The organism is Candidatus Nanosynsacchari sp. TM7_ANC_38.39_G1_1, from assembly GCF_004138385.1.
The window spans coordinates 10,171-22,959 of sequence record NZ_PQNZ01000005.1 but is presented as its reverse complement, the minus strand read 5'-3'; the positions used below and the strand labels follow the sequence as shown (position 1 = coordinate 22,959).

Sequence of the window (12,789 nt, the reverse complement as noted above, 5' to 3'; positions counted from 1 at the left end):
CGGCTGTCATTGAAGCTGTAATTAAAAAAACCAAAAAAGTTTTCTCAAAAGCTAAAAAAGACTATTTGATTGACGTGATACTCGTTAATGACGGATCAAAAGACGATACACTTGAACAAGCTAAAAAAGGTGGTGCCATCACCGTTGATCACATTTTAAACTCTGGTGCTGGCGGTGCCACATTGACTGGTCTTGCCTATGCACGGCAGCACGGCTACGATATCGCCGCCACCATGGACGCTGATGGTCAGCACGACCCAGATGATGTTCTGGCGGGGATTCGGCAAAGCGACACCTCTGATACCGACCTGCTCATTGGTAGTCGACTCATCAACAGTGAAGGTATGTCTAAAACGAAGGTTCTGGGAAATAAAGGCCTCAGCTTCATCACCTACGCCCTGTTTGGCATCAATGTTACCGATTCACAATCTGGTCTGCGGGTTTACTCACGAAAGGCGATTGACAACCTTGACTGGAAATCGACTGGTTATGAGTTTTGTTCAGAAATGATTTGGCGCGCCAAACAAGCAGGTATGGTTATTTCCGAATACCCGATCAAAGCAATTTACACTGACTATTCTCGCGCCAAAGGTCAAAATAACTGGAACGCCATCAACATTGTTAAACGACTGTTCAAGCAACGCCTAATGGAGTTATTCGAATGAGATACCTTATCCTCGTACTACTTAATGTGCCGATTATCCTGGCGGCACTGATCAATATCATCACTCAATACAAACTACGCAAGGTCAGCACGGCACGCTTTCGTCATCAACTCATCATCTGGCTAGTCATCATGGTTGTACTAGTCGGTTCATTCCCGATGTATAACATCTCACTTGGGCATCCGCCGCTTGATTCATCAGAACTCAGCCTGTTTGATATTCTACAAACCACCACCATCATCCTACTATTCTATATCGCTAACACACAGCGCCAACGTATCGACCAAAACGAACGTAGGCTGCGTGACCTACATCAAGAATTATCGATCAGACTGTCTAAAAAATAGGTGTACTATCTAGCCTTTGATCATTCTTATCTTTGAGTCATCACCCCAAACTGCCGGCGAATCATATGGTCTGTCTGGAAAAGCTCCATATTGTAACTTGATATTGTAGTGATTGTCTTGTATGTATTGTTCGACTCGCTCTGCCAAGCTCACCGGTTTACCAGAACAAATATTGATAATTCCTGTTATATCATCCTGGGTGATGGCTGTCAATACTTGGTCTGAAAATTCATCAATATGCAAAAAATCATATTTATTTTTGCCTGTCGTGAAAGGAAACTCAGTTTTACCGTCAGTAGCAGCTTGTGCGATTTTAGAAAATATCGAGTGACCACCAATATCATCACCGTAGATATAAAAACCACGCAGCCAATATAAGCTAATGTCGTGATCTTTTGCGAGCAGCATTATACTTTGCCGTAAGGCATTTTTAGCAACGCCGTATTGAGACAGTGGATTACATGGTGTCTGCTCATCGATTGCGCCTTCCCAGTAACCAACTTCATGCATACTACCCATCACAGCCACATTCTTGCCACCATCATGTATATATGACCGCAAGAACTCGTAGTGATGAGAGAGATTTTTCATATGTTCTGGTGAATTATGTCGAAAGCCATCTCGCCAGGCTAAATGCAGTAAAACATCCGGTTTTTGTAACGCTTCAAATACATTATCGTGTTGAGCAAAAATATCGATATCACTCGACCTATCAATAGCTATTACCTCATGGCCATTCTTTTTAGCTAGCGCAGCAATGTGACGCCCAATATATCCACTTGCTCCAGTGATAGCAATCTTCACCCGTTACTCCGCTCACTGAGTCGATATACTGATGAGATGATTTTAGCTATCGGTTTTGGCCAAAACTTTGACAAGATCATATATTCTTCCCTGGCACGAGCATTGTCACCGATCGCTTTGGTGGTGATTGAACCTTCGTGAATGCGATGACCCATTAGTGATTTTTTGATACACCCAAAGCCATAAGCGTTTTTAGACAATTTTTCCCATGCCCAATAATCAAACGTTGCTATCAAATCAGACTCAAAAACCGGGAGTTTGTAGTGACCTTTTACAAAAGTTACGGCTGGACAGCAAATTGGATCGCCAAACGACAGAAGTAACCTTTTGGTAAATCGACTTTTTTTGGAAATTGCCAGCGGCCAGCAGAGCATGTTTTTAATAACTAAATTCAAGGACTTAGTAATCGCAAAGTTACCTTTGATATCATATGCCCTGGTAAAGATAATGCAACTATCCTGGTGTTTTTCATAATACGCAACCACCTCTGAAGAATAATTATAGTCATATATCTCATCATGGTTAGCGACCGTGGTTAGTGTGGTTTTAGAAACTGACAGCCCAAAATCAAAATCACTCGCCGCGCCTTTGCCTCTGTCTTTTTCTGGTCGAGCAATCACTTTTAGGTCATACTTTTTAGCGATAGCATCAATAAAATTATTTGGTGTTGATGTAGCAATTACAACATCGCTGTTATATTGCTGGTTCATCACAGATTTAATACAATCTTCCAAAAATGGTGATTCTTTATAGGCTAAGACGACAAAGGTATGTTGCGATTTACTGCTCATTATTTTTTCCTTGCAAATTTGCGATTAACCGCCCACGCATACAGTTTAACGATTATCGATTGTGGTAACAAATCATACAGTCGCCAGTTCATATCTTTTTTGGCTACTGGCATTGTAGTATTTTTCCATGGCGTCAGATGTAGATACTTACGCCATAAAATACCAACTGGGTTTTCGTTACCTTGCTGCCATGGCCGACCATTCATACCAAACTGTGAGTGAATAATCTTCGGCGTATAGTAACTCTCCATGATCTCATCATAGCTATAAAAGCTTTCAGACAAGAAACCGTTAGCTTTGATATATTTTTTAATGTCATAGCCATAGAAAACGGTCGAAAAGTTATATTCCACACCAACCTTCTTGATCTTGCCTTTGAAAAATACATTACACAAATCTTGATCAGCCACCTCATAATGATTGTGCCGCAAATGCTCGCGCATCTTAGCATCAATCTTATCTTTCATCCATTTTTTGTGGTTAATCAGCATAATTCCGCAGTTAAAGTAGCCGTCGGTTGGCTTCAGGCCGATGACATCTTTATGCGCATTCACCATGGTAGCGTCATATGACAGCGCCATTACATTATCTTCAAAATCAAGCTCTAAAAGACCATCGAGTGCTCCGCTGATAACCGTGTGTGGGTTAATGTATAAAACTCGGTCTGTTTTGATATCAAGCTTAGCAAACGCCAGCATTTTATACCACGTAATATACAAACCTTTCCAAGCCTTGACACCGATCTCTTTCAGCTCATCAGGGTAACTTGAGACATCAACAAACGTAATTGTGGCGTTCTGGTAGTTACCAACCATTTTGTTGAATTTATTGATGCTGGCTTTTTTGAGCTGGTGTCCGAGGTAAAAAATATTAATCTCTTTCAAATGTTTGTTGTTTTCTAAAAGTGACACAATAGAAATTGCACTCACTACCGCATAATTGTCATCACTCTGATATATAACGTTTAGAATTCCTTTATTCACGGTCACTATCTCCTATTCATTCACCGGTAACTGGTTAACATAATCTTTCAACAGGCCTGTGTAATCACTTGGTGTAAAACCCGTTTGACGCAATTTTGACAAATCCATATCACTATTGAGCGGTCGCGGTGCAAAACCTGGCTTATTGGCAGCGTACTCCTCGGTAGAGATTGGCTGCACACGATTACGGTCATGTCCAGCATACTCAAAAACGTCAGCAGTAATCTCATACCATGATTTGACTGGACCACTATTTGATACATTATACAGTCCGTATGTCACGTTATTATCCAAAAAATACTTGGTAGCTCGAGCGATCTCTGACGCAAACGTCAGCCGACCAAATTGGTCATCGACGACTTTTGGATTGATACGCATATCCGCCAAGTTTTTCATAGTTTTTGGCATATTGTGGCCGTCGCCAACAACCCATGACACTCGCATAATGTAGTGTTTTGGTACCAAACTAACAACCAAATCACCTGCCGCTTTACTTTCTCCATAGACCAGTAGCGGTGCAACAACTTCATCGTCTTGATGGTTCTTTTCACGACCATCCCAAACATAATCTGACGAATAATGAACAAGGGTTTTGTTTTGCTCAATCGCAATTTTGGCGAGGTTGCGTGGACCATAAGCATTAGCTAGCCACGTCTTAGCACGCAACTCGTCTGTCTCAGAACCATCAGCATTAACCAAAGCTGCTGCATTGATAATAACGTCATATTTTGACCAGTCAAACGCCTTTACTTGTTCCTCATCGGCTATATCCAACTCTTCTCGTGATAATGCCTTAGCATCTGGAAACATGGTACACAATGCCTTACCTAGTTGTCCACTTGCTCCTAAGATTACGTATTTTTTACTCATAACTCCCCTTCATCTTTGTCAATTATTATAGCATCTTTTAGCGACCGCTTGTAGATAACTAACAGAAGTGTCACTTGTAACAAGCTAATCATCATAAAAACCAACACACTACCCAACATCGCCAACCGCTCAATCAGACACATGGATACCACTACCGCCAAAATATCCGTGAGTAGCAATGTGTAGAATTGTCCTTTGAACCGACGCATGATGATTAGCAGGTTAACATAAATCGACACAAAAGCATTTGCCGCTGCACCGATAACAATAATTGTTAAATCGAGTTGGAAATTATTAATATTGATGCCAAAAATAGTATTAAGCACCCAGACACCAATCAGATAGCTTAGAACAACCGAAAGCACGCCCATCCCAAAAGTTATGTAATTCATTTTACTGACAACTCGTGCAAATTCCTTCAACTTTCCTTTTGCTAATAGTTCAGACAGATTCACGACATTGGGCTGAATGATAAACGATATGAAAAGTCCAAGGAGCGTAATTGGCATCGCCATAATGCCGAAATAACCAATTTGGTCAGGATGGAACTTGTCCAAAAAATACCGCGGAATATTGAGTGAAAACATCGTCAAAAACATTACAACGAACACCGCTGACGTGTGTTTCATGATGGCAATAGCTTGAGCGATATATTCTTTGCATAATTTTTTACTTATACTGATAGTCTCAACGCGTCGCACCCAGAGTATATCGTAGAGGAATACGATAAGCACATTAACCAGTAATATTGCCAACGTACCGTATATGACATTCTTGGTGACAATGTCAACCGCCATGAACACCCCAAAACCAAGCATTGCCTTCATGGTTAATGATATACCAGCGACGTATAACTTATGATGAATTTGTAAAATACCATACAGCGAGTCAGCGATTGATTCTAGGATTTTAAAGGTCACTAAAATCATAATTAAGCCTGTTTTTGTAGCGTTATATCCGTTCAGGGCGCAAAACACTACTGCGGAAATTGCCACAATGAGTGATGCGACGAAGCGTACAGCAACATAGCCGCCACTCGAAAATTCCTGCTTAACATCAGATACTTGATATGTCCGACCACCCCATAGGGATACTGCCCAAAATACCACCGAAAGCGACAATGCAAACGAAAACAAGCCAGAGTCGTCAATGCCGTTTAGTCGAGTGATGACAATTAGTAATACCGGAGAGATCGCACTCTGCAACAGTGAGCCCAGCGAGTTCCAGAGATAATCTTTTTTGATATTTTGCATACAGTCGCCTCACGTTACGGGGTATACATGAAATACCGCTGGAACGTTATCAATAGCGCCATCATCACCAACGATAAGATAATCAGTGATGAGATTGTGATGATATTTTTCTTATCTTGCGGTTTTAGCTCAGCTCCTCGACCCAAAAATATCGCCATGAAAATTATGATAAGTGTTGGCAAGAAATAGCGACCTTGGACTCCGTAGATGATGTCAAAGTTATATGGTGTATACGTTAGATAGATAGCTACATTAACTGCAACAAAGTGCACCGCGGCCAAACCTACAGCTAACCAACGCCAAGAGTTCGGGATAGTAAGCTTACTCTTGTCCTTTCCTAACGACACCGTTGCTGTCATCCCTAACACAAAGATGTATATATAACCCATCCATAGTGGATATAACGTATCAGCTGCACCAAAAGTACCAACTACGCCTCGAGATTCATCATCACCAAATGATGTCATATATGAATTCCACAAAACACGAGGGCCTCGCTTTGGGTGTTCTTTGAGATTCTGTAATTGTTTATCTGATTGTATATTTTGAGGCAATGAATCACTTCTGTATTCATATTCGCCTGCGTTATTTGCCATCACTATATTAGCTCCAAGTAATAATATGCTTGTAACTGCAGCCGTAATTGACCAACGCCAAAAATGCTTCTTTTTCACCAAAATGATAATCAGCGGCAAAAATAGATATAGTAATGGTTTAGACCAAACAATTGCACCACATAGTAAAGCCAGTTTAATCCATTGACTACGCTGGATATCGGTCGACTGTACATACAGGCGTAGCGTATATGCAAGGAACAACAACAATATAGCGTAAGATACTCCATCCGTTCCTACCATAGATTGCTGGAACAACATCATCGGTAGTAGCGCGACAAACGTAAATAAATACTTTTTAACTGGTATTAGTTTAAGGGCAAAATAAACTATTATCACTGATGCTAGGGCTAATAATATTCGTGCAACATATAGAGAAACAACCGGACTGACATTAAAGACGTTAGCCAAAAATACCCCCGGAATAGCTGGTAAATAGGTTAGGAAATTGTATGAAACCATGGGCGGTTGATATCGCTCACTTGGGTTCAATGATTTTTTGACAGCTTGTTTGGTACGATTAAAATCATATTTTTTAGCTGAAAAACCACGAATCTCATCATCATAGAACGTTAGTCTCAGCGTCTCACCAACAGATTTTGGCAAACTAGCGCCAGTGCTTTTTGGGTTGACTGGTATAACATGTCCATGCGCGATGTATTGCACGCGAATATAATGCTCCGGCTCATCAGGACCCTGAAATGGAGGGGTGATGACCGCAAAGCCTAATGCGCCAATTAATCCAATTATAAGGTAAACTTTATGTGGCTGACCACACAACAACACTAACCTTTTCTTGACACTATCAAGCCTCTCTCGCACCGTATTCATATAGCACTAATTATACACTTATGTTCGCTGTTTTGCTATATGAGTTCACCTTTAGCCAATAGACCAACCGTTATGTAAGAAATCTTAACGATAGGGAGGTTTTCTTTATTAAGATCAACAAATTTCTGCCAGCTACGAATCGGGTGCAAGGTTCCATTTTTCAGATGATAGATGGTACCACCTGGATCACCCACGAACTGCGGTAGTTTTGCTTCTTTAGCCAGCATGGCGCATGTTTTGCTCTGTAGTGGATATGGGTTTTGTGACGGTAGGTGTAATTCATATAATTTACCGCCCATACCCAGATAGTTGCGTCCTTCGCAGCTGACATATGGAGACAAGACTCGGTTGCTGACTTTATATTTTTCAACCACCCTGTCATCAACTTGACGGATGGCGCCATTGACACCCAAATCAGCAGCTTGATCAAAGTGTGACAATGGGATGAGTGTGTCATATCCATCGGAAACATATACCGTACCGTTAGAAGGTGCTTTTACCATCTTACCTGGCGCAAAGACTACATTTCCAGAAGGAATTTTTCGGATAGTTTCACCCGACAGCCAGGCAATAGTTGGTCGCTCGGTTTTAGTGATGGCGAATACATCTTCCATGGCAACTATCGGTCGTTTCTGGCGTGATTCCATGACATATACCGTGCCATTGTCTGACGATTTTAGGGTTACAATATCGTCCAGCGCCCCAGCGCCCGGCAATGAGCGGACTGTTTCATCCGATAGCGCCAGCGGACTGACTGGTATATCTTGTGGTTTTGTCACCTTCTTTTTGCCCTGGTTAGTGATGAGGAATGTCTCCCCGGCTGGATTTTTAACATAATCATCGACCGTTTGGCTAGTTTGCGGTAGTTTGTTGATGCTTTCTTGTTGCAACACACCACCACCGAGTGATTGCAGAGTTTGATCGACATATTCAGAATGCCTGATGTTATGTAATGTGCCGTTACTAATCAGTTTTTGATGACCGGTATCCCTATTTCTCACGACCGCTGCCTCTCTAACGATTGGTGCGCCATATGGTAGATATTGAATAGCTGATTCACCCAGCACATTATATCCTTGATCGTATTGCTGCAGAGCTAGTGATTTGTCGTCCAAAACTTCACGGCGCGTACCGTTTTGGATATAGAATCGCTTACCACTAGTTGTTTTATAACCATGCCCCATGCGCGGACCGTGATAGAACTTATTTACTTGTGCCTCGGTGAGTAGCATGCTATGGCCACAATCCATGCCGTATTGCGCCACCATGGCACAGGTTGTAAACGCCAGTCTGATACCAGAATCATAGAAATACACCGTGCCGTCAGGTGATCGCATTAATCGGTTTGCCACTTGGCCTGTCGGAATTTTATCTAGATACGATTGAGATACAAAACCAACACCACCCAGAGGAGATAATGCCGCCAAAATGTCATAGTTCGGCACCGGATACTTAACATTATCAGACACCAAGTAAACTGTTGCGTTATCATGAGATCTTAGTAAGGTACTGTTGACGTGGGTGCTACCAAACCACTCCCTAAACATATAGAAGAAGTTACGGTTACCATACGCCCCACAATGTGCCGTGCCAGGATAAGCCGCCAGCGCTGCGTCGTTTGGCACGTATGGCGTATAGATGTACAAACTAGCCGTTGCGTAATTCTCGATATACACATCTCGGTAGCCACAAGCAGGGTTTGGGTTATATAAAATTCTATTGACTCGACCTGGTCGGTAATTATAGTTTTGGATTTCATTGCGATATTTTCGTAATTGCCAAGCGGCCTTATTCACCTGCTTATAAAACCCGCCTAATTCTGAACTACAATTAGCAGTATATCCCGGGCCACTGTCAGGACAGGCATATCCCATGGCATATTTGTATTGTGACCTTAGTGGCCACGAATCAGCAAACAGTGGACCTGCTGACTCTTTTCGTAGCATCACTAATAACACTTGCGGATTTATCTGATATCGCTGCGCAGCATCCCAGATGATCTGGCCAGCACTAATACCACCAGGAAAAGCACCACCGCCACGATCAAAGGAGGTTTCGCCGTTGTTTGGATTTTCGTGATAATTTTGTAAACAAACATATGGTGGACCATGCCAGCCACGCTGTGCTGCGTACTGGGCTTTGGTATTGCCGTGACCAGAAGGCCCAGTACCCCAGGTGTCACACGCTGGTGTGTGTTGCTCGATAAATCGTTGTACTGCCGCCGCAGAACCCATAGCCCGTGAATCATAAAAGATTTCATCATCAATAATTCTGCCTGGGTTAAAGCCTGAAGCCCCAGCTCCCTGGGAGATAATAACTGCAAAAGTTACACTCAGTAATAATCCTAATACTTTCTTCATCTATTCAACCACCACCGTCATACTATCAGCTACCCCTTGAGACCTACCTGACGCATATTCAATTGATACAGTCCATTTACCAGCAGCTCCCAGTTCATCCCTACTCACGCGCATCGTTTCACATGATGTTGAGCTTGGGCCAGGAATTGCTCCGGCTGTCTTTTTAACAACTCGATTGCCCAATGTAAACACATAGGTGCACCTACCATCTTGTTCAACAGCGTTTGTCACAAATCCACTAGCCGTAATGGTGTGCTTATCAACTGATTGTTCAACACTAGTCATCAGCACATAAACTGATCGTTTTTTTGTCTGAGGATCAGTGCCTGGCTGCGGCGTCACGTCAGTATTTGGTCGAGCCGACTTATTGTCTGGGTTATCCTCGACATTTTTGGTATCTTTTTTCTCAGTTTTAGTTTTGTTTGGATTTACTCCACGACCTTGATCGTCAACCGTAAAGGCCTTGTCCTGATCTGAGAATGGCAGCCATTTATTATAGTAAGCTGCCGCCACATACGAGCCGGCAATCACAATTGCCGCCACTAGTGATATGATGATGATTTTTTTGCGTGATAGTTTAGAAGTTTTTTTCTGTTTCATAGTCATTACCCNNGGGCGCCGTCGAAGGCGTTACCAGCTGGGGCCGGCCTGGTTGGGGCGGGCCGCAACCACCGTTTGGCACGCACCGTTATCAATTTTATGTGTACGCGCTGGACACGACACTGGACTTACCAGACAGCACCAAGCCTAAAGAACTCATCGCCGCTCTCACGCCTCACATTATCGACCAGGCTGTGCTGACTGGAAAGTTTGGCGTGCTGGATATTTTGCGGCGGGGCTAAAGACAGCTCTCTGGCTTACATCCGCGAAATATCAGCACGAAGCTGGTTAACTACTTCGGCGCGTTCAGCGATATTGCGGTCGTAAGCGTAAACTATATAACCTTCCTTATTGCTGCTGATTTTTGCAACTGTGCCATAAAACGGCGCGCAAATCTGCGAATGTCCGACCTGGTTTTCTGAATATATCTTACCGTGCACGTAATATTTAGCCTTTCCTGCGCCATTGGCATAAATTATCAAACATTCATTTTCCAACGCTCGCGCCAGACAAAGCGTATCTATCATCATTTTTGAAGCCTTGATTTCAGCGTGCGCTGGCTTATTACCCCCAGTTGACCAATATGATGGAATGCAAATAACTTCCGCACCCTGCTTAATCATTGAACGGAATAACTCTGGAAAAGCTAAATCCCAACAGATTGCCAGACCAATTTTACCAATCGGCGTATCAACAACCATGGCTTCATTCCCTGGCACCAAATATCGACGTTCAGGAATCCATAAATGATTTTTCCGGTACCGAAGTTGTATCTCTCCCGACGGATCAATCAATAGCGCTGTATTGTAGTAATTGTTACCATCTTTACAGATGAACGAACCAGCAGCCAGATAAAGTTGCTTTTCACGCGCTATCTGGCATAGACGCGTAACTTCGCTAGACGATTCGCTCAAGGCGTATTCTAAATTATACGGAATCGGCCCAGTCAATACATCTTCCGGCAAAACCACTAGGTCGACTGGCTGTTGGTTACATAGCTCGCCAACAAGCTTTTCTATTTTTGCCAAATTACGCTTGATATCCAGCGGCGCAATCTCCATTTGCACCGCAACAACAGTGATCATTCTTTTCATGATCATAGTATAGAATTTATATTTTTATAATCAACGCCCAACTAATCACTCAGCAAACTGACTATTATACAGCTCGGCGTAAAAGCCGTTCTGCTTCAGCAGTTCGTCGTGCTTGCCTTGTTCGATGATGTTGCCATCGCGGACGACCAATATCAAATCAGCGTCGCGGATGGTACTCAGGCGATGGGCGATGACGAAGCTGGTTTTGCCCTGCATCAACTTGTCCATGGCTTTTTGGATGAGCACTTCAGTGCGGGTGTCGACCGAACTGGTGGCTTCGTCCAAAATCAGCATTGGCGTGCGCGCCAGCATTGCCCGGGCAATCGTCAGCAGCTGCTTTTCGCCCTGTGAAATGTTCGTTGCTTCCTCGCCTAGCACCATGTCGTAGCCGCCTGGCAGCGACCGCACGAAATGATCAACGTGCGCTTCCTTGGCGGTGGCGACCATTTCTTCTTCGCTGGCTGTTGGATTGCCGTAGAGCAAATTCTGGCGAATCGTGCCATTAAATAGCCAGGTGTCCTGCAGCACCATGCCAAACATTTGCCGCACCTCACTGCGCTTCATGTCAGCGATGTTGACGCCGTCAATTTTGATCGCGCCGCTGTTAATTTCATAAAATCGCATCAATAAATTGACCAACGTCGTTTTGCCCGCGCCCGTCGGACCGACAATCGCCACGCGCTGACCTGGCTTGATGTGCGCCGACAAACCTTTGATGATGGTTTGGTCAGTTTTGTAGCCAAAGACCACATTGTCAAATTCAACCTCGCCCTTGACGTTCGTCAATTTTACCAAATCCTTACCCTCCGCCTGTTCTTCTGGCTCGTCCAAAAATTCAAACACGCGCTCGGCGGCAGCGGCGGTCGATTGCAGTACATTGGCGATGTTAGCAACTTGCACCAGCGGCTGGTTGAATTGGTCGATGTATTGAATGAAGGCTTGGATGTCACCGATTTTCAGCCGGCCGTTAATCGCCAGCCAACCGCCCAAAATCGCCATGATAACGTAACCGATATTGCCGATGAAATTCATGATTGGATAAATCAGCCCCGACAAAAATTGGGCTTTCCAGGCGCTTTCCTGCAACTGATCGTTCACCCGCGAAAACTTAGCCAGCGACTTTTTCTGGCCGTTGAAGACACGCATCACTTGATGGCCGCCATACATTTCTTCGATATGGCCGTTTAGTTCACCCAGCTGCGTCTGCTGGCGGAGGAACTGTTTTTGCGAACTTTTGGCGATCAGCGTCACCGCACCGCCAGCCAGCAGCAACACCAATAGCGCCACCAGCGACATCTGCCAGCTGATGGAAAACATCATCACCAAAATCCCCAGCACCATCACCGTCGAGGAGACGATTTGCGACAGGCTTTGATTGAGCGTCTGGCTGATAGTATCGACGTCATTAGTAACGCGGCTGAGGACTTCGCCGTANGTTTGCTTGTCAAAATAACTCAGCGGCAGGCGGTTGATTTTNTCGGACAATTGCCGGCGCATTCTGAANGTAACNGTCTGNGTCACTTGGGTCATCANCCAGGTTTGNATNTAGCGGAAAATGGCNCTGANCACATACAAAC

Annotated in this window: 11 protein-coding genes and 2 pseudogenes (1 of these 13 only partly in view); 3 read left to right on the top strand and 10 right to left on the bottom strand. The window is 43.8% G+C overall.

Going from position 1 to position 12,789, the window contains the following annotated elements:
• Both G1ANC_RS00790 and G1ANC_RS00785 read left to right on the top strand, forming a co-directional pair.
• On the top strand, window positions 1–665 hold a 665-nt coding region (locus G1ANC_RS00790; RefSeq protein ID WP_164997950.1), incomplete at its 5' end, for a glycosyltransferase family 2 protein.
• A complete protein-coding gene (locus tag G1ANC_RS00785; protein WP_129693137.1) occupies window positions 662–1,012 on the top strand; it encodes a hypothetical protein in 351 nt (116 codons plus the stop codon). The genes G1ANC_RS00790 and G1ANC_RS00785, both read left to right, overlap by 4 nt.
• A 9-nt stretch (window positions 1,013–1,021) precedes the next feature.
• Here G1ANC_RS00785 and G1ANC_RS00780 read toward each other — a convergent pair whose 3' ends face one another.
• Genes G1ANC_RS00780 through G1ANC_RS00745 form a run of 8 tightly spaced genes read right to left on the bottom strand, consistent with a single transcriptional unit; the run spans window position 1,022 to window position 10,118 of the window.
• On the bottom strand, window positions 1,022–1,816 hold the full coding sequence (locus tag G1ANC_RS00780; RefSeq protein WP_129693136.1) for an NAD(P)-dependent oxidoreductase: 795 nt from the start codon (window positions 1,814–1,816) through the stop codon (window positions 1,022–1,024).
• Entirely contained in the window at window positions 1,813–2,607 is a 795-nt protein-coding gene (locus tag G1ANC_RS00775; RefSeq protein WP_129693135.1) for a glycosyltransferase, read from the bottom strand. The genes G1ANC_RS00780 and G1ANC_RS00775 overlap by 4 nt, the downstream gene beginning before the upstream one ends.
• Complete coding sequence (locus tag G1ANC_RS00770; protein WP_164997949.1) at window positions 2,607–3,590, bottom strand: glycosyltransferase; 984 nt, start codon at window positions 3,588–3,590, stop codon at window positions 2,607–2,609. The genes G1ANC_RS00775 and G1ANC_RS00770 overlap by 1 nt, the downstream gene beginning before the upstream one ends.
• Before the next feature lie 12 nt (window positions 3,591–3,602).
• On the bottom strand, window positions 3,603–4,460 hold the full coding sequence (locus G1ANC_RS00765) for an NAD(P)-dependent oxidoreductase (protein WP_129693133.1): 858 nt from the start codon (window positions 4,458–4,460) through the stop codon (window positions 3,603–3,605).
• The gene (locus G1ANC_RS00760; RefSeq protein ID WP_129693132.1) at window positions 4,457–5,713 is read right to left on the bottom strand and encodes a lipopolysaccharide biosynthesis protein; all 1,257 of its coding nucleotides are present in this window, start codon (window positions 5,711–5,713) and stop codon (window positions 4,457–4,459) included. Before G1ANC_RS00760 ends, G1ANC_RS00765 begins: the two co-directional genes overlap by 4 nt.
• 14 nt (window positions 5,714–5,727) lie before the next feature.
• Window positions 5,728–7,158, bottom strand: coding sequence for a DUF2142 domain-containing protein (locus G1ANC_RS00755; protein WP_129693131.1), 1,431 nt, complete (start codon window positions 7,156–7,158; stop codon window positions 5,728–5,730).
• 35 nt (window positions 7,159–7,193) lie between these two features.
• Window positions 7,194–9,518: a hypothetical protein gene (locus tag G1ANC_RS00750; protein ID WP_129693130.1), complete on the bottom strand. Its 2,325-nt coding sequence runs from the start codon at window positions 9,516–9,518 to the stop codon at window positions 7,194–7,196.
• The gene (locus G1ANC_RS00745; protein WP_129693129.1) at window positions 9,519–10,118 is read right to left on the bottom strand and encodes a hypothetical protein; all 600 of its coding nucleotides are present in this window, start codon (window positions 10,116–10,118) and stop codon (window positions 9,519–9,521) included.
• A 17-nt stretch (window positions 10,119–10,135) separates the two neighbouring features.
• On the opposite strand from G1ANC_RS00745, the pseudogene G1ANC_RS00740 reads away from it, so the two are divergent.
• Window positions 10,136–10,360, top strand: a pseudogene (locus tag G1ANC_RS00740) (YbhB/YbcL family Raf kinase inhibitor-like protein); the annotation flags it as partial.
• A gap of 15 nt (window positions 10,361–10,375) precedes the next feature.
• On the opposite strand, the gene G1ANC_RS00735 reads toward G1ANC_RS00740, so the two are convergent.
• Together G1ANC_RS00735 and G1ANC_RS00730 are read right to left on the bottom strand one after the other, a co-directional pair.
• Window positions 10,376–11,212: a carbon-nitrogen hydrolase family protein gene (locus G1ANC_RS00735; protein ID WP_164997948.1), complete on the bottom strand. Its 837-nt coding sequence runs from the start codon at window positions 11,210–11,212 to the stop codon at window positions 10,376–10,378.
• A gap of 45 nt (window positions 11,213–11,257) precedes the next feature.
• Window positions 11,258–12,789 (bottom strand): annotated as a pseudogene (locus tag G1ANC_RS00730) (ABC transporter ATP-binding protein) (its annotated part continues 71 nt past the right edge of the window); the annotation flags it as partial.